At 64.1% G+C, this 17,511-nt stretch carries 14 protein-coding genes; 3 read left to right on the top strand and 11 right to left on the bottom strand.

The window, feature by feature from the left end:
• Genes ribD through glyA form a run of 3 tightly spaced genes read right to left on the bottom strand, consistent with a single transcriptional unit; the run spans window position 1 to window position 2,887 of the window.
• Window positions 1-1,095 carry a bifunctional diaminohydroxyphosphoribosylaminopyrimidine deaminase/5-amino-6-(5-phosphoribosylamino)uracil reductase RibD gene (gene ribD, locus F455_RS0107815; RefSeq protein ID WP_018972729.1) on the bottom strand — a complete coding sequence of 365 codons (1,095 nt, stop codon included), beginning with the start codon at window positions 1,093-1,095 and terminating at the stop codon, window positions 1-3.
• On the bottom strand, window positions 1,095-1,622 hold the full coding sequence (gene nrdR, locus F455_RS0107810; protein WP_018972728.1) for a transcriptional regulator NrdR: 528 nt from the start codon (window positions 1,620-1,622) through the stop codon (window positions 1,095-1,097). Before nrdR ends, ribD begins: the two co-directional genes overlap by 1 nt.
• Before the next feature lie 11 nt (window positions 1,623-1,633).
• On the bottom strand, window positions 1,634-2,887 hold the full coding sequence (glyA, locus tag F455_RS0107805) for a serine hydroxymethyltransferase (RefSeq protein ID WP_018972727.1): 1,254 nt from the start codon (window positions 2,885-2,887) through the stop codon (window positions 1,634-1,636).
• 208 nt (window positions 2,888-3,095) lie between these two features.
• On the opposite strand from glyA, the gene ettA reads away from it, so the two are divergent.
• From ettA to F455_RS21930, 3 genes are read left to right on the top strand one after another with little or no spacing between them, the layout of a single operon-like run.
• Window positions 3,096-4,757, top strand: coding sequence for an energy-dependent translational throttle protein EttA (ettA, locus tag F455_RS0107800; protein WP_018972726.1), 1,662 nt, complete (start codon window positions 3,096-3,098; stop codon window positions 4,755-4,757).
• 12 nt (window positions 4,758-4,769) lie between these two features.
• Window positions 4,770-5,609 (top strand): orotidine-5'-phosphate decarboxylase, encoded by an 840-nt coding sequence (gene pyrF / locus F455_RS0107795; RefSeq protein ID WP_018972725.1) that lies wholly within the window; start codon window positions 4,770-4,772, stop codon window positions 5,607-5,609.
• Window positions 5,610-5,652: 43 nt separating this feature from the next.
• A complete protein-coding gene (locus tag F455_RS21930) occupies window positions 5,653-7,554 on the top strand; it encodes a glycosyltransferase (RefSeq protein WP_018972724.1) in 1,902 nt (633 codons plus the stop codon).
• Here F455_RS21930 and F455_RS0107785 read toward each other — a convergent pair.
• The 8 genes from F455_RS0107785 to F455_RS20115 form a co-directional block, all read right to left on the bottom strand.
• Complete coding sequence (locus F455_RS0107785) at window positions 7,513-8,436, bottom strand: glycosyltransferase family 2 protein (RefSeq protein WP_018972723.1); 924 nt, start codon at window positions 8,434-8,436, stop codon at window positions 7,513-7,515. The genes F455_RS21930 and F455_RS0107785 overlap by 42 nt on opposite strands.
• An 11-nt stretch (window positions 8,437-8,447) precedes the next feature.
• Window positions 8,448-10,304, bottom strand: coding sequence for a hypothetical protein (locus F455_RS0107780; protein WP_157578532.1), 1,857 nt, complete (start codon window positions 10,302-10,304; stop codon window positions 8,448-8,450).
• 54 nt (window positions 10,305-10,358) lie between these two features.
• Entirely contained in the window at window positions 10,359-11,252 is an 894-nt protein-coding gene (locus F455_RS21925) for a class I SAM-dependent methyltransferase (RefSeq protein ID WP_018972721.1), read from the bottom strand.
• Window positions 11,249-12,526, bottom strand: a complete 1,278-nt coding sequence (locus F455_RS0107770) for an ABC transporter ATP-binding protein (RefSeq protein WP_018972720.1) — start codon at window positions 12,524-12,526, stop codon at window positions 11,249-11,251. The genes F455_RS21925 and F455_RS0107770 overlap by 4 nt, the downstream gene beginning before the upstream one ends.
• On the bottom strand, window positions 12,523-13,257 hold the full coding sequence (locus F455_RS0107765; RefSeq protein ID WP_018972719.1) for an ABC transporter permease: 735 nt from the start codon (window positions 13,255-13,257) through the stop codon (window positions 12,523-12,525). Before F455_RS0107765 ends, F455_RS0107770 begins: the two co-directional genes overlap by 4 nt.
• Before the next feature lie 274 nt (window positions 13,258-13,531).
• The gene (locus F455_RS0107760) at window positions 13,532-14,473 is read right to left on the bottom strand and encodes a peptidylprolyl isomerase (RefSeq protein WP_018972718.1); all 942 of its coding nucleotides are present in this window, start codon (window positions 14,471-14,473) and stop codon (window positions 13,532-13,534) included.
• Between the two features lie 118 nt (window positions 14,474-14,591).
• The gene (locus F455_RS0107755) at window positions 14,592-15,656 is read right to left on the bottom strand and encodes a hypothetical protein (RefSeq protein ID WP_018972717.1); all 1,065 of its coding nucleotides are present in this window, start codon (window positions 15,654-15,656) and stop codon (window positions 14,592-14,594) included.
• A 167-nt stretch (window positions 15,657-15,823) separates the two neighbouring features.
• Window positions 15,824-17,320 carry a hypothetical protein gene (locus F455_RS20115; protein WP_157578530.1) on the bottom strand — a complete coding sequence of 499 codons (1,497 nt, stop codon included), beginning with the start codon at window positions 17,318-17,320 and terminating at the stop codon, window positions 15,824-15,826.
• Window positions 17,321-17,511 lie beyond the last annotated feature (191 nt).

Below are 17,511 nucleotides of genomic sequence, written 5' to 3'. Positions count from 1 at the left end.
CTATTCCCGATACAAAATCCGTGAGTCGTCACCGATCTGGCGCCGATCGGTGACGCGAAAACGCTTTGCCTGCGCCATGTCATTCAGTTCGGACAAGGCGAGCAGCGGCCGCGCCTTGTCGCCGAGCACGACCGGCGCGACGTACAAAAGTAATTCGTCCACGGATCCATCTTGCAGCAAGGCGCCGCACAGCGTCGGCCCGGCTTCGACCTGCAACTCGTTGACGCCGCGTCGACCAAGTTCGTGCAACACCTGTGACAAGTCGAGGCGTCCGTCGCGAACCGCAATCGCGGCCAGTTCGACCCGAGCGAAGCCGTCGTGCGCCGGCCTCGCGTCTGGCGCATGAAAAATCAGTGTCGGCGCACTACCGTCGAGCAAATGCGAGCCGCGCGGCGTGCGCAGCTCGCGGTCGAGCACGACGCGCAGCGGCGCCGTGTGCGGCGACGCCAGGCGCACCGTCAGGCGCGGATCGTCGGCGCGCACGGTGCCACTGCCGGTCAGGATTGCCGAGCTGCGTGCGCGCCAACGCTGCACATCCTCGCGCGCGGGTTCGCCCGTGATCCATTTCGACTCGCCGTTGGCGAGCGCGGTGCGGCCGTCGAGACTCATCGCCAGCTTGATGCGCACCCAAGGCCGGCCGCGCTCGATGCGCGCGAAGAAGCCGCGGTTGAGTTCGCGCGCGGCCTCGCGCATCAGGCCCGGCTCCACGATGATGCCAGCCGCGCGCATGCGCTCGATGGCACCGCCTTCGCGCTGGAACGCGTCTTCGCTTGCGATCACGACGCGCGCGACCCCGGCCGCGATCAGCGCATCCGCGCACGGCGGCGTGCGTCCGTGCAGACCGCAGGGTTCGAGCGTGACATAGGCCGTCGCTCCGCGCGCACGCGCACCTGCGTCGCGCAGCGCGAAGACTTCGGCATGCGCTTCGCCCGCGCGTTCGTGCCAGCCTTGGCCGCGGATCTCCTCGCCCTGGGCGATCACGCAACCCACGCGCGGGTTCGGCTGCGTCGTGTACAGGCCACGCTCGGCCAGCCGCAGCGCACGCGCCATATGCGCGTGGTCGACGGCGGAGAAGGCGGCACCCGCAGCGGACATCAGCGCTTCTTGTTCTTCTCGATCGGCACGACCACGTCGCCAAGCAGCGGCAGTTGCAGGCCCTCGATCGCCGGCAGGTCGCGTTCGAGCTTCTCGATTTCCTCGCGGAACGCCTGCACGTCCTCGAAGCTGCGATAGACCGAGGCGAAACGCACATAGGCGACCTGGTCAAGCTTCTTCAGTTCGCGCATCACCAGTTCGCCGATATGGCGCGAGGAAATCTCACGCTCGCTAGTGCGGCGCAGGTCGTTGACGATCTCGCGGATCGCCGAGTCGACGTCGTGCGTCGCGACGGGGCGCTTCTGCAGCGCGCGCTCGAAGCTCGTGCGCAGCTTGCGCTCGTCGAAACTTTCGCGACGATTGCCGCTCTTCACCACCGTCGGCAATTTCAGCTCGGCGGTCTCGAACGTATTGAAGCGTTCGCCACACTGCGGGCACTCGCGGCGGCGGCGAATCGTCGCGCCGTCGTCGGTCTCGCGCGAATCGATCACGCGAGTGTCGTTGTATTGACAGAACGGGCAGTGCATCTAGGCCCTGCTCAACCGTAGACCGGAAACGCCTTGCACTGCATCTCGACGTTGCCGCGCACGCCGGCGATCACGCGTTCGTCGCTCGGCGCGTCGAGCACGTCGCAGATCCAGTTGGCAAGGGCGACGCATTCGGGTTCCTTGTAGCCGCGCGTGGTCACCGCCGGCGTGCCGATGCGCAGGCCCGAGGTGACGAACGGCTTCTGCGGATCGTTCGGCACGGCGTTCTTGTTGACCGTGATGTGCGCCTTGCCGAGCGCGGCTTCGGCGTCCTTGCCGGTGACGCCCTTGCCGATCATGTCGACGAGCATGAGGTGATTTTCGGTGCCGCCCGAGACGATCTTGTAGCCGCGCGCGATGATCGCCTTGGCCATTGCCTGCGCGTTCTTCACGACCTGCTGCTGATAGGCCTTGAACTCCGGCTCGAGCGCTTCCTTGAACGCGACCGCCTTGGCCGCGATCACGTGCATGAGCGGGCCGCCCTGGATGCCGGGGAACACGATCGATTGCAGCTTCTTCTCGATCTCCTCGCCCGCACCCCTGGCGACGATGATGCCTCCGCGCGGGCCGCGCAGGGTCTTGTGCGTCGTCGAAGTGACGACATGCGCGTGCGGCAGCGGATTCGGGTACACGCCCGCGGCGATGAGGCCGGCAACGTGGGCCATGTCGACAAACAGGTAGGCGCCGACCTTGTCCGCGATCGCACGGAAGCGCGCCCAGTCGACGACCTGCGAGTAGGCGCTGAATCCGGCCACGACCATCTTCGGCTTGTGCTCGAGTGCGAGCTTCTCGACCTCGTCGTAGTCGATCAGGCCGCGCTCGTTCACGCCGTACTGCGCGGCGTCGAACAGCTTGCCCGACGCATTGACCTTGGCGCCGTGAGTGAGATGGCCGCCATGCGCGAGCGACATGCCGAGAATGCGGTCACCCGGATTGAGCAGGGCCAAATACACGGCCTGGTTCGCCTGCGAGCCCGAATGCGGCTGCACGTTGGCATAGTCGGCACCGAACAGCTGCTTGACGCGCTCGATCGCGAGGCGCTCGGCGATGTCGACGAACTCGCAGCCGCCGTAGTAGCGCTTGCCCGGATAACCCTCGGCGTACTTGTTGGTCAGCACCGAACCCTGCGCCTCGAGCACGCGCGGGCTGGCGTAGTTTTCCGATGCGATCAGCTCGACGTGATCCTCCTGGCGCTGCTTTTCCGCCGCAATCGCGGCAGCCAGTTCGGGGTCGTAGCCTTCGATCTTCAGGTTCGCTGCAAACATCGGACCGCATCTCCGGGGCAAGGGCCGGCTATTTTACGGGTTATTGCCGCCTTCGGCACGGCAAAACGTGGCGGCGGCGGCGGCCATCGGCGATAATTGGTGCGGCACTCGTTCGACGCGCCTGTCCCAAGGCCGTCGCGGCTGCCAGCATTTTTCTTGCAGGCGCGTCAACTCGTGTTTGGGTACGGCGCCTCCCACGGAGCAATCAATGCAATACATCTACACCATGATCGGTGTGTCCAAGGTCGTGCCGCCGAAGCGCGAGATCATCAAGGACATTTCGCTTTCGTTCTTCCCGGGCGCCAAGATCGGCCTGCTCGGCCTCAACGGCGCGGGCAAATCGACCGTGCTGCGCATCATGGCCGGCGTCGATACTGAGTACAACGGCGAGGCGCGGCCGCAGCCGGGCATCAAGATCGGCTATCTCGCCCAGGAGCCGCAGCTCGATCCCGAGAAAACCGTGCGCGAATCGGTCGAGGAAGGCGTCAGCGACCTCACCGATGCGCAGAAGCGGCTCGATGAGGTCTACGCGGCCTATGCCGAGGAAGGCGCAGATTTCGACAAACTTGCCGCCGAGCAGCAGCGCCTCGAGGCGATCCTCGCCGCCGGCGACGGCCACACGCTCGAGCGCACGCTCGAAGTCGCCGCCGACGCCCTGCGCCTGCCGGCGTGGGACGCGCAGATCAAAACCCTATCGGGCGGCGAGAAGCGCCGCGTCGCGCTGTGCCGCCTGCTGCTGTCGAAACCCGACATGCTGCTGCTCGACGAGCCGACCAACCATCTCGACGCGGAATCGGTCGAGTGGCTGGAGCAATTCCTTGCCAAATTCCCCGGTACCGTCGTCGCGGTCACCCACGATCGTTACTTCCTCGACAACGCAGCCGAGTGGATTCTCGAACTCGACCGCGGCCGCGGCATTCCGTGGAAGGGCAACTACACCTCGTGGCTGGAGCAGAAGGACGAGCGCTTGAAGCAGGAAGCATCCAGCGAGAAGGCGCGGCAGAAGGCGATCCAGAAGGAACTGGAATGGGCACGGCAGAACGCCAAGGGCGGCCGCTCGAAGGGCAAGGCGCGCCTGTCGCGCATCGACGAATTGCAATCGGTCGACTACCAGAAGCGCAACGAGACCAACGAAATCTTCATCCCGCCGGGCGAACGCCTCGGTGACAACGTGATCGAGTTCAAGGGCGTGTCCAAGTCCTTCGGCGACCGCATGCTGATCGACGACCTCAGTTTCAAGGTGCCGCCTGGTGCGATCGTCGGCATCATCGGCCCGAACGGTGCCGGTAAATCGACGCTGTTCAAGATGATCACCGGCCAGGAAAAGCCCGACAAGGGCGAGATCATCGAAGGCCAGACGGTGAAGATCGCTTACGTCGACCAGAGCCGCGACAAGCTCGACGGCAAGCACAACGTCTTCCAGGAAGTCTCGGGCGGCTCCGACATCCTCAATATCAACGGCATCGAGATCCAGTCGCGCGCCTACATCGGCCGCTTCAACTTCAAGGGTCCGGACCAGCAGAAGATTGTCGGCTCGCTCTCGGGCGGCGAACGCGGCCGCCTGCACCTGGCGAAAACGCTTCTGCAGGGCGGCAACGTGCTGCTGCTCGACGAACCGTCGAACGACCTCGACATCGAAACCCTGCGCGCGCTCGAAGATGCGCTGCTGGAATTCCCCGGCAACGCCTTCGTGATCTCGCACGATCGCTGGTTCCTCGACCGCATCGCCACGCATATCCTCGCCTTCGAGGGCGACTCGCACGTCGAGTTTTTTGCCGGCAACTACAAGGAATACGAGGAAGACAAGAAGCGTCGCCTCGGCGAGGAAGCGGCGAAGCCGCACCGGATCAAGTACCGCAAGCTGGTTTGAGGTGCGAACCGCATGAATTTCATCGAGGCCCTGAAACAAGCGTGGCGAATCAACAATTCGCTGGTCTGCGTCGGCCTCGATCCGGAACCATCGAAGTTCCCCGCGCACCTGCGCGGGCGGCCCGACGCGATCTACGAATTCTGTACTGCGATCGTCGATGCGACGGCCGATCTCGTCTGCTGTTACAAGCCGCAGATTGCACATTTCGCCGCGCGGCGTGCGGAGGATGCGCTGGAACGGCTGATCGCGCACATCCACGAGAAACATCCCGGCGTGCCGGTGATCCTCGACGCCAAGCGCGGCGACATCGGCTCGACCGCGCAGCACTACGCGAACGAAGCGTTCGAGCGCTATGGCGCCGATGCGGTCACGCTGAATCCCTATCTCGGCCGCGACTCGGTGCAGCCGTTTCTCGACCGCGCCGACAAGGGCGTGATCCTGCTCTGCCACACCTCCAATCCCGGCGCGGCGGACCTGCAGGAGCTCATCGTGCGTGGCGCGGACGGCAGCGAACTGCCGCTGTATCAGCACGTCGCAATGAATATCGCGCGCGACTGGAACGCGAACGGCAACTGCGCCCTCGTCGTCGGCGCGACCTGGCCCGAGCAGCTCGCGCAGGTGCGTGCGCTCGTTGGCGACATGCCGATTCTCGTGCCGGGCGTCGGCGCGCAGGGCGGCGACGCCGAAGCGGTGGTGCGCAATGGCAGCACGCGCAGCGGCGACGGGCTGATCATCAGTTCGTCGCGCGCGATCCTCTACGCCGGCAGCGGCGAGGATTTCGCCGCCGCGGCGCGCAAGGCATCCCTCACGATGCGTGAAGAAATCAACCGGCACCTTCACGCCCGCCCTTGAACGCGACGGTCGTGCAACGGGCGTCGTTAGCCGCCCTCCTCAGATGAACGAACCTATCCCCGCCCTGCCCCTGGTCTCGATCCTGATCCGCAGCATGGATCGGCCTACGCTGGCGCGCGCGCTCGACTCGGCCGCAGCGCAGACCTGGCCCAATCTCGAGATCGTCGTTATCGCGGCCTGCGGCCGCACGCATCGTGCGTTGCCGGAAACCTGGAACGGCCGGCCATTGCGCTTGGTGTTTGCCGAGTCTGGCGACAGGCTGGCGCGGGCCGATGCGGCGAATCTGTGCCTGGTCTCGGCTCGTGGCGAATGGCTCAACTTTCTCGACGACGACGACGAGCTGCTGCCGCAACACCTTGCCACGCTGCTCGCCGCGCCGCGCAACGAAGATGAGCGCGTCGTGTTCTCGCGCACGCGCGTCGTCGATGCAACCGGCCGCACGCTTGGCCACGTCAGCCACGCGGGCAATCATGTGCAGCTGTATTTCCACAGCCGCGCGACGACCTGCGCGCTGCTGTTCCAGCGCAGCCTGGTCGACGAAGGCGTGCGCTTCGATCCCGACTTCGCCGTGCATGAGGATCATGATTTCCAGATCAACTGCGCGACGCGCAGCGAATTCCGTTATGTCGACGCGGCAACTTGCCTATGGCACGCGCAGGCAGGTGATTCGGGCTGCGGCTTCGGCGCGAACGACGATGCGCCGCAGCGCACGCAAAGCCTGCGCAAGATCCGACGCAAGTGGGATGCAGCCTTGCGCCACTGGCTGAGCGACGTGGACGCCGTTCTGTTCACTGCCCGCCAGTATTTTCTGGGCGGCGACGCCACCGCCGCGCGCGCATGCTTCGATCAGGCTCTTCATCTGCAGCCCGGTCATCCGCTGGCGATACGAGCCTTGGATGAAATGTCGGTGGGTACGGAACCGGCGGCGCGCGATGCCAATCCGACGCTGGTTCCGCAACACGACACGCCGCTGGTTTCGATCCTGATCCGCAGCATGGATCGCCCGACGCTCGCGCGTGCGCTCGATTCGGCGGCGGCGCAGACCTGGCCGAACCTTGAGATCGTCGTCGTCGCCGCATGCGGAGGCCGCCACCGTGCGTTACCGGAAACCTGGAAAGGTCGTTCGCTGCGACTGGTCCGTCCGCAACCCGACCGCCTGTTGCCGCGGCCCGAGGCGGCCAACGCGGCACTCGAAGCTGCCCGCGGCGAGTGGCTCAATTTTCTCGACGACGACGACGAACTGCTGCCGCAGCACGTCGCGACGCTGTTGGCCGCGCCGCGCGCGCGCGGGGCGCGTGTCGTCTACTCGCGCGCGCGCGTGGTCGACGCAGGCGGAAAACCGCTTGGCCGCGTCGGATTCGCGAGCTTCCCGGTGCAGTTGTACTACCAGAACCGTTCGCATCCGGCCGCGACGCTGTTCCATCGCAGCCTGGTCGACGAAGGCGTGCGTTTCGATCCCGAATTCCCGGTCTACGAGGACCACGACTTCTTCATCAACTGCGCCACGCGCTGCGACTTCCAGTTCGTCGATGCGACGACGTGCATCTGGAATGCATTCATCGGCGAGTCCGGCGTCGGTCACGGCAGCAACACCGACGAGGTGCAGCGCGCGCATTTCCACGCCAAACTGCATCGCAAATGGGTCGCATTCTTCCAGCCGCTGCTCGACCAGCCGGAGACGCTGATCTTCGTTGGCCAGCAATACCTGCGCGAGAAAGATTCACAACGTGCGCTCGACTACCTCGAACGCGCGCTCGCGGCGCAACCGAGTGATATCAACGCACTCAATCTCGCCGGTTTGGCGAACCTCCACTCAGGCAATTTCGACCGCGCCGAGACGCTGTTGACCCAGGCCTTGCGCCAGTTGCCCGAACATGCGGGCTTGCGCGAGAACCTGGCTCTGCTACATCGTGTGCGTGACGCGGCAACGGCGCAGAAGCAATAGCGGCACGCTCGCCGCGAACGCGGCCCAGATCGCGCAACGGACGAAAACGCGCAGCGCGGGATTGCGCGCGGCGGGATCGAATTTGCTGAACCAGCGCCACATGCCGCGGCGCTTGTGCCAAGCCACGAACACCGGGCGATGCCGGCTCGAACCGCCCTTGCCGTGAACCACGCGCACCTCGTTCGCGCAGGCGACATGCCAACCCGCGTCGCGTACTCGGCGGCAGAGATCGAGATCTTCGCAATGGAGGAAATAGCCTTCGTCGAATCCGCCGATCCGATCGAACGCCTTGCGAGGCAGCAGCATCAGCGCGCCGGACACCGCATCGACCGGCTCGACCGCCGGCTCGTTCGCAGCCGCCGGCATGTCCACACCGGCGAACACCGGCCAGCGCGGGGCGAAATGCGCCAGCCCCGACGCGCTCATCAATGCGCGCCGCAGCAGCGGGTCGCGACGACGCGAAGCTGGATCGATGCTCCCGTCGATGCCGGCCTGCAGCACGCCGAGCAGGCCGATGCGCGGATCCGCGCGGAGCACGGCGCGCAGTCGCGCGATCGTGTCGCTTTCGACCAGGCAATCCGGGTTGAGCAGCAGCAACGTTTCGCCGCGCGCGATCGTCGCGCCGCGGTTGCAGGCGGTACCGAAGCCCAGGTTTTCCTTGTTGCGCAGGATGCGCACGGACGCGTTCTGCGCGAAGCGCAGCGCGAGCTGCTCGATGCTGCCGTCACGCGAGTCGTTGTCAACGACGATGATCTCGACCGGTGCCGTGCTGCGCAGCACGCGCTCGATGTTGTCGCCGACTCCGGCGCCACTGTCGGCAGTGACGATGACGACGCTGGTGAAACCCTGCTCGGCGGACGATCGCTCGCGGGAATCGCTCACGTGCGCAACGGCTACAGCGCGCCGAGCAGCTTCTCGCCCTGCTCTGCTGCGTGACGCCACAGCGCCGGCCAATGCTCGAGCGCATCGGCCATGCCGTCGAGCTCGCCGACGAGCGCCTTGGCGCAACCGGCATCGTCGATGTCTTCGGGCCAGTCGCCCAGCCGCGGCGGAACCTTCGCAAGAAGCGCCTTGGCGTTGCTTTCCACGATCGCGCGCGCATCGGCCTGCCAGTAGATCGGCGCCTCGGTCGCCGCTTCGATCTGGTGCTGCAGGCGATCGATCAGATCGGCACGCGCGTAGCTCAGGTATTCGCGCAGATTCGACACGCGCTCGGCCTCGCTCGCGCCGGCAAGATCGCGTAGCACGTCGGCAAAGAACGAAAGCCGCTGCGCGGGATCGGCTGCCTTGTACAGGCCGAATTGCCGCTGGATATAGTCGCGCAGGAACAGGTTGACGCGCGGAGCAAATGCGCTACGCGTGATCTCGGAGCGGTTGCGCTGGCTTTCCTGCACATGCGCGATCGCTTCGGGCAGTTCGAGCACGACCGCGTCGGGATGCGCGTAGCGGGTCAGCGCACTCCACAGGCTGTCCTCGCCGCGACCGACCGGATTCGTGCACGGCAGCAACAGGCTGTTGTCGAATGTGAACGGGGTAAACCCGGTGATTTCCTTCGGCAACGCTTGGGCGACGCCGAACCAGATGTGTTGCGCCTCGGTGTTGCGCAGGTAGCTTGCACGCTCGCGCCACAGTTCCTCGCGACTGCGGCCCTCGAGCCGATACAGCCACAAGCCGTTCTCGGTGCGAGCGCTGCCGTAGGTGCCGAGCTGGGTGGCGACGACGCGCGACGGCGCGGACAGGATTTCCAGCCGCGACAGGTTCATTCCGCGCAACGCCTGGCGCGACAGCGGATACGCCGTACGCGTCAGCGCGCCGAGCATCTGCCCGCAGGCATCGAGATGCAGCGCGAACGGATCCTGATCGACGTCCTCGCCGTAGCCGAACGCTTCCTCCATATTGGCCAGGAATGCCGCTTCCATCGGCGGCGACGGGTTCGGGTCGAGTCCGACGCGCGCGAACGGCGGTCGCTTGAGATTCAGGCGCAGGTCGTCGTCGAGCAGCGCGAAGCGCGAGCCGGCCGAAAGCAGCAAGGCCATGTTCCAGCCGCGGCCGCCGCCGAAGCGCTGCGTACCTGCGCTCTTATCGCGCACGAGCAGGTTCTGGATCGTCGCCTTCGCCTGCGGGAATTCGCGCGCCAGCTTGTCGACGATCTTGGTGCGTTCGGCGTGGCCGATGTAGTGCACCTTGCAGCCGGTCGTGCGCGCGAATTCACGCAGCAGATCGCGCTGCTCATTGATGCTCGCCTGCAGTACCGAATCGTCGAGCAGCACGTAGCGGCGGCCGGCGCGGAAGCGGCGCTCGTACTCGGCAAGCGAGGTCAACAGGTGGGCGAGTTGCTGCGGGCGGTCGCAGGCGCGGATGAATACGGCGCGCATCGGCGCCTGCGCGATCGCGGACGACGTGCCGAGGCGCTCGACGAAGCTGGCATCGGAGATGAGCAACTTGCGCTGGACGAGACTTTCTAGCACGCGCTTCACGTCGTCGCGCTTGCTGGCGAGTGCGGGTTGGGTCGACTGAATGCGGGCGACATGCTCGTCGAGCGTGCGGAACTCGCGGCACTGGTCCATCGCCTGCAGGACCTGGAAGGTCATGACGTGCGGCTCGCCCGTACGCCGGATCTGGAAAATGCATTCCTGGCTCGACAGTGAGGCGACCATGCCGTCCTCGGACGCATAGGTCGGCGCGTTCGGATCGGCCTTCGGCGCCGCGGCATTCAGCGGCGGCAGGGTGTAGTTGAATTGGTAGCTCAAGAGATTGCCTGAAAGAAAGGAGATGCCTGCGGCGCAATCGCCGCGCAAGCGAGTTTACGATTTCGCCGCAGTCTGCAAGCGCTCGACCTCGGCGCGCAGCATTTCGACCTGCGCTTCGAGTTCGGCTATGCGTCCGCCGGCGGCGATGTTCTTGCGCACTTCATGGTTGTAGTGCGTGTACACCGATTCGGCCCGGTCGCCAAACAACGCCAGCCGCGGCAACTCGCCCAGCGGCCGGCGCGAGCACACCGCGATGAAATACAGCGGGTCGTATTGCAGGCCGGATTTTACCAAAGTCGAGCCGTCGGCGGCCGCTTCGGCGGTCTTCGCGGCGATTTTGCAAGTCGGCGATTCGCCATCGTCCAGCGCCCAGATCGCGGACTGGAACAGCAGCTTCTGTCCGTACAGGCGTACTTCGGGAAAATGCGACTTGAGCAGAGCCAGCAATTCGTCGCGATACAGCTCGCGTACGTGAAATTCGTTGCGGAAACCGGTGACGTCGCTGTAGGTGCGCTTGTCAGGTGAGGAGACGATGAAAATGCCGTCCTCACCGAGGACGCGCGCGAAGCCGGCAACCATCGCCTCTTGAGCCGCGACGTGCTCAAGGGTCTCGATCGAAACGATGAGGTCGACGCTTGCGGCAGGCAGATCGAGCTGCGTGCAGTCGCCCTGGACATAGCGCAGGTTCGCGGCGCCGCCATAGCGCGCCTGCGCGTGTGCGACCGCCTGCGCGGACACGTCCAGGCCGATTACCGAGCGCGCGCTACGCGCAAGCAAGGCGCTGCCGAAACCCTCGCCACAGGCTGCGTCGAGCACGCGCTTGTCGCGCGCGAAATCAAGAGCAAAGGCGTAGCGTGCCCAGTGCTCGTACCAGATCTCGCGCACGCACTCGGGGGTGAAGCGCTCGCCGGTAAATTCCAAGGCCGGCGCAGAGGGCGAAGTCGTCATGACGAACTCGAAGAAGCTGAATCGGCGCCATTTTGCGCCATGACTTGTGCGGGCGCATCGTTCCAGCGGTGATGCAGCCGGACCAGGCCAAATTCGCGCGTACTGCCGCGCACGACGATACCGCGCTCGATCGTGTCGAACAGGCGCACGCCCTCGGTATCCATCGGATGCGCCTTGACCGTGTAGGCTCCCGGCAGCAGGGTAAGATCGTCGAACACGATTTCGGCGACCCAAGTGTGCGCATCGAGACGCTGCGGTGCGATGCCGTCCATCTCGCTGCTGACGCCGTACACGGCCGTGCCGTCCACGCGTGCGATGCCGAACGCCACAGTCGGTGGACGCCCGTCACGCGAGCGCACGCGCGCGGTCAGGCGCAACGTGTCGCCCTGGTTGAGGAACACCGGCGTTTCCTGCTCCAGATCGTTGGCGGCCAGGCCAAGCAGGTGGAATTCGACGCCCTGCGCGGCGATGATGCCGCGATCCGGCGCGGCCACCGACTTGCGTTCGTGGTAGGCGAGGTAGGCCTGGGTCACCTCGAACACGTCGCCGGCGGCCGCCACTTCGCCCTGGCGCAGCCACAGCGCGTGCCGGCACAGCTTCTGGATGTGGTACATGCTGTGCGAGACGAGAATCAGCGTGCCGCCATGGGCGAGATAATCCTCCATCCAGCGCACGCATTTCTTCTGGAACGACTCGTCGCCGACGGCGAGTACTTCGTCGGTGATAAGCAGGTCCGGCCTGAGTGCGGCGACGATCGCGAAACCGAGGCGCACGACCATGCCCGAGGAATAGTGCTTCACCGGTTCGTCGACGTAGCGGCCGATGTCGGCGAATTCGATGATCTGCGGCAGTTTCTCGCGCAGCTCATCGGCAGCGAGGCCATACAGCGCCGCCGACATCGCGACATTGTCGCGACCGGTATATTCAGGATGGAAACCGGCGCCGAGTTCGAGCAGCGCGCCGACCCGGCCGCGCACCTCGACACTGCCCGTCGTCGGCGTCAGCACGCCAGTGAGCAGCTTGAGCAGCGTCGACTTGCCGGCGCCGTTCTCGCCGATCAGGCCGAGCGACTCGCCGCGCAGGACGTCGAGATTGACTCCGCGCAACACGGGCACCGAGTCGAGGTCGTCGATGCCGACGAGCAATTTGCCCAGCGCGCGCAGGCGATCGCGGCGGCGGAACACCTTTGGATAGGATTTGCCGAGATCGCGCGCCACGGCGAGCAGGTCTGCGCCGCCTGTCGCGACCGTGGCCTCGTTCCGCACCGTGTTCACAGGAAATCCTCGAAGCGCGCATCCAGTCGGCGGAACACCGCGTAGCCTAGTGCGAGGACTGCGAACGCCAGCACGAGCGCAGCCAGCTGCGCGCCGATGCCGACCGTGCCGATGCCGAGCAGTTCGGCACGCAGATACTCGGGGTAGAACGTGAAAGGATTCCAGCCGAGCCAGGCGCGGAATCGCTCGGGCAGATAATCGCGCGAATACAGCACGGGCGCGGTGAACATCATCAACGGCAGCAGTTGTGCGAGCACCTGCGAGGTATCACGCACAAACACCTGCACTGCGGCGAATAGATAGCCAAAGCCGAGCGCCAGCACAAACAACAGCGTGAACGCGAGCAGGGCCAACGGCAGATGCACGAGCTGCAAAGGCACGCCGAGCAATTCGCTCGCTATCACGACGACGATGAAACCGACGCCGTGCAGGAGAAAGCTCGCGCTGCTCGCCGCGAAGACGAGCGCGCCCCGCGGGAAGGCGACTTTGCCGATCAGTCCCGCATTGTCCTGGATCACCGTGGCCGAACGCAGCACGGCTTCGCTGAAGGCGTTCCATGGCCACACGCCGAGCGCGAGAAACGGCACGATCGCCACCGGTGTGGCGCCCGCTCCCGGCAAGCGCATGTTGAATACGTAGGTCCAGACGAAACCATAGATGACCAGCTGGATCAGCGGTTGCAGCAATGCCCACACGCCACCGCTGATGCTGCCCAGATAACGGTTGTGCAACTCGCGGCGAATGAAGTGGAGCGAGATGGCCCGCAATTTCCCCACTCTACGCGGTTGGAGCTCATCGAGTGTCATGCCATCGAACTACCGTCTGAATTGTATGCGAACGCTGTGGCGAGGCGTTCTTGGGATTCCCATGGCCTGCTTCTGCTTTCTTTTGCAATGCCGTCAGCTTTGGCTCGAATCTTCGAGCCAAAGCCAGTTGCTTTTACATGGGGACGATCGAGAGCGGACGCAGGATTTCGCTCATCGAAATGATGCGCCTGCTGAAAGGTTACTTAGAACCTTTCTCCGCCGCCTTGGTTGCAGCGCCGATGTCAGGCTGTTCTCCGAGCTTGTAGCGTTCGCGCATGGCCTCCATGCCTTGTGGATTGACGCTCGACGCCCCGTTGTCCAGTTTGGCAAGAAACGCCTTGCGTTGTTCGGCGACATAGTTCTGCTTGAGCTTGGCGATCAACTGATCCTTGACCGCACCGAACTCCTGCGGTTTCGCTGGTGTGCGCTGAATCAACTTGAGCACGTGGTAGCCGTATGCGGTCTTGACCACCGGCGAAATCTCATCGACTTTCGTCAGCTTTTTCGCAGCGGCGCTGAACTCGCCCACCAGTTTAGACGACGTCGCATCGCGAATCTGCCCAAGATTGCTTGCCTTCGAAGGATCCTCCGAATATTTCTTCACCAGCTGGTCGAAGGCCGCGGGATCGGCCACCGCTTCCGCGCGAACTTTTTCCGCCAGCGCTTTTGCGTCCGCGTCGTTGCGGCCTTGTTCGGAAATCAGCACGTGCTGCACGTCGACGACTTCGGGAACGACGTAGTCGGCCTTATGCGCCAGGTATTGTTCCTTTGCCGCGGTTTCCATCGAAGGGATCTGAAGCGAGGCCTCGTAGGCATTCATCCGTCTGCGCGACAAAATCCGGTCGCGAGCGAAAGCGATTTCGGCCTGCGCGTGCGGATCCTGGTCGAGCTTCATCGCAATGGCCTGGTTCGCCAATTGCTTGTCGCGCAGGATGCCGATCAGCATCTGCTGCACACGATCGGGGCTGCTGAGATAGGTTTCTCGCTGATTCTCGGGCATCTGCTGCAGGAAACCATCGACGTCCGCCAACGTCACCGCGGTGCCGCCTTGCTTGACCAGCTCCACATCGTCGCCCGCGAATGCCGTACCCGCGATGCCGGCCAGCGCCAGAATCGTGCCGAAAATTTTCTTTAGCGTCATGTCTTCCCTTCTGCCTAAAAGCAAAGGCCGGAATTATCCGGCCTTTGAAATTGATTGAACAATCCAGCTTGCCGCTTCGAAAAGCCCCCGCATTGTCGCGGGGGCTTTACAGAACGCCTTACCTGTACAGCGTGTACGACACCTGCGAGGTGTTGCAGCTGCCGGCCGAGCCGTTGTAGCAGAGCGCATCGCCGTTGATGTTCGTATCGGCGAAATTGATGTAGTAGGTCGTGCCCGCCGTCACCTGACAGGTCGACGACGTAGTACTGACGTACAAGCTGTTCGACGCATTGGCGCCCTGCACGCAGATCGCGCCGGTGCTGCCTCGGGTGAGCGCTCCGGGCACCGTGCTCAGCGAGATCATGCCGCCGTCGCCATAGCTGGTATTGGCCACGAGCTGGAACGCGCCGGTCGTCGTGGGCTTGAATGCCAACGCGACGTAATAACCCGACTGGATCGTGAACGTTGGCGAGTAGCCGGCGTACTTGTAGGCCGGGAACGACGAGTTGCCCAACACCGTGCCGAGATCGGTCAGCGCATTGTTGTAGGCAATAGTGCTCGGCATGATATTGACCTGGCCGCTGCATTGGCGCTTAAGCGTGATTCCGTTCAGCGACGAACTCATCTGAGTGGCATCACAACCACTGGTGTTAACCGGGGCGGGGTTGACCGTCAGCGACGTGGATCCCGACACCGAGACCGCGGGGTTGTAGCCGCTCGTATTGGTCGTACACGTCGGCGTGAAGGTGAAAGTTCCTTGCGTTGTAGGCGCACTGAGCGCGAACGTACCGGTTCCGGTGATGGTGCCGGCCGAGGTGACCGAGAATCCGTTGGTCGGATTGAGCGTACAGGTCACCGCGGCCGCCGGGGTATTGTAGGTCACGCTGACGACCGGCGGGGCCGCACTTGAGCCAAGCGTATAGCTCGTCGGACTGATGGAAACGGACACGCTGGCTGTCTGGTTGCCGGGGGGGCTGGTGCTGCAGCTGTCCGTAGCATTGTCGAGGGTAATGGTATTCGTGGACGGATCGTAATGGAAGACGGTGGCGCCGGTGATGTTGCAACCTCCCGCGACGATGGTCGGCGGGGTGCTGTAAGTCGTGGTTGTGGTGGCAGGGGTTTGGGCGAACGCCGAGGAGACCAGCAGCATTGCTGCGCTGGCCAAGAACAGTTTGTTCAGCATGTTATGTACTCCGATTTCTGCAAGGCTGGATATCGACAACGTATCAGGACCGCGGTTCTGCACGGCACCGCCAATCCTTCATTTTTTTACGACCCCCAAAAAGCACAAAGGGGAGCACAAAGTGCTCCCCTTTGCTTGAAACTCTACATCTACCGATCCGCTCTGTATTACGAGCAGGCCGAACCCGAGGCCTGGGCGCAGGTGCGATGCAGCTTGTGACGGAACAGCGCCGAATAGTTCGACAGCACGCCACCGACGTTGCCGTTGACCAGGTTGGCAACCCAGAAGCCCGTGACCGGCAGGCCGCGGAACACGTTGGCGGCACCGACAGTACCGTCGGTGTAGGCCGCCGGCAGGACGTGGTTCGCTGCGCTCTTGCCGTACAGATCGATCACGGCCCAACCGTTGTTCGCACCGGCCGGCGGAGCAATGTTCGCCGTCAGGTTGGAACCCAGCACTGCGCTGGCCGCCGTGCCAATACCCGGCTGGTTGAACGTGACCACCTGTGCCTCGTAGCACAGCGCGGCACCCTGCTGGCTCTTGGCCGGCGAGAAGCCGATCGTGCCCGACGTGGTGCGCTCTTCGCGGTCATAGATGCCAATGCCGATCGGCGCGCACGAAACGCCCTTCGAGAACAGCTTGTCGAACGGCTGCAGATGGCCGGCAGCGGCGCTGGCGGAATCGACGTAGAAGCGCTTGGTCGGGAACGTGATGACCCACTCGGAGTTGGCCGCGGTACCGCCAGCGGTCCAGTACTCGTTGAAGATCTTGTCGGCCATGAACAGCGAGCTCACGGCGTCGACACCCGAGGTGTAGCTCGTGGTGATCAGCGTCGGCGAGGTCGTGGTCGGGCTCGGCGCAAACACATAGCTCACGTGCGAGGTGGCGCTGGAGATGTTCGGCGACAGCGAACCCGGAGCGGTGTGGTGCGAGAACGTATCCGAGTAGAACTGATCGATCGCATCGGCGTTATAGCCGGCAATCGTGCCCTGGTTGACGTTGATGATCGCGCCGGAGCCGAACAGGCCACCGGAGGTCGCAGACAAATCGATCGTCACATCGCCGCCAGCGGTGATGTCCCAATAACCGCCGTTCCACGCGTCCGCAACCTGAGTGCAGTCGAGCGGAACACCAGCCGAGTGGGTGATCGACTTCAGGGTATCCTGCGACGCATTGGTCACCGTACCCATTTCGATCAGCTCGACATAACCTTCGAGCGTACGCGAAACACCGGTCGGGCCGCCGTCGGCCGCCGTATCACCCGTGCCGTCGTAGGCATAGGTCAGGAACGGCTGAGCCGTGGCCAGGCTCGTCGGGAGCGCCGGCACCGTGCAGCTGTTGTCGTTGGTGAACACGCCCGCACCGCCGCCAACCGGCACAACGGCTGCCGTCCAGACGTCCTGCGGCGAGAGGTACAGGTTGAAGTCGAGGACTTCGCGGCTGTCGTAGGCTTCAAGGAAGCGGACCTTGACGGCCTTGCCTTGATTGGTCGTATTGACCACGGTCAGCAGCGTGTTGTTGCCGCCGTTGACGGTGTAATACGGGTAGATGAGGACCTGACCGAGACCGTCATTGTTCAGATAGACGGCGCTGGCCATGTTGGAAATGCCAGCCACACCGGCGATACCGGCGATGACGGCAGTCGTAAGACTGGTTCTTTTCATTACTAAACTCCTTTCGGTCACAGGGCTTATGTTTTTGCTGGCCCGCCCATTCGTACTCCTGCTTTTAGGCAAGAAGTCCCGACGAGTCCAAGCAACAGCACTTCAAGTCTACGATATCCGAATCGCCCGCGCAACTCCCCGAGAAAACTATTTCCGAGGTTCCCCGCACCGACCTTTCTGGCGATCGATAA

Origin of the sequence: Rudaea cellulosilytica DSM 22992, from assembly GCF_000378125.1 — a bacterium.
Taxonomy (GTDB): Bacteria; Pseudomonadota; Gammaproteobacteria; order Xanthomonadales; family Rhodanobacteraceae; genus Rudaea; species Rudaea cellulosilytica.
The sequence above is the reverse complement of the archived record's forward strand: the minus strand, read 5'-3'. Positions and strand labels throughout refer to the sequence as shown.

Bases quoted from the DNA above. Each gene is read 5' to 3' on its own strand.
- ribD (WP_018972729.1), bottom strand. From the start codon at position 1,095: ATGTCCGCTGCGGGTGCCGCCTTCTCCGCCGTCGACCACGCGCATATG.
- F455_RS21925 (WP_018972721.1), bottom strand. From the start codon at position 11,252: ATGACGACTTCGCCCTCTGCGCCGGCCTTGGAATTTACCGGCGAGCGC.
- F455_RS0107760 (WP_018972718.1), bottom strand. From the start codon at position 14,473: ATGACGCTAAAGAAAATTTTCGGCACGATTCTGGCGCTGGCCGGCATC.
- pyrF (WP_018972725.1), top strand. From the start codon at position 4,770: ATGAATTTCATCGAGGCCCTGAAACAAGCGTGGCGAATCAACAATTCG.
- F455_RS21930 (WP_018972724.1), top strand. From the start codon at position 5,653: ATGAACGAACCTATCCCCGCCCTGCCCCTGGTCTCGATCCTGATCCGC.
- ettA (WP_018972726.1), top strand. From the start codon at position 3,096: ATGCAATACATCTACACCATGATCGGTGTGTCCAAGGTCGTGCCGCCG.
- F455_RS20115 (WP_157578530.1), bottom strand. From the start codon at position 17,320: ATGAAAAGAACCAGTCTTACGACTGCCGTCATCGCCGGTATCGCCGGT.
- glyA (WP_018972727.1), bottom strand. From the start codon at position 2,887: ATGTTTGCAGCGAACCTGAAGATCGAAGGCTACGACCCCGAACTGGCT.
- nrdR (WP_018972728.1), bottom strand. From the start codon at position 1,622: ATGCACTGCCCGTTCTGTCAATACAACGACACTCGCGTGATCGATTCG.
- F455_RS0107755 (WP_018972717.1), bottom strand. From the start codon at position 15,656: ATGCTGAACAAACTGTTCTTGGCCAGCGCAGCAATGCTGCTGGTCTCC.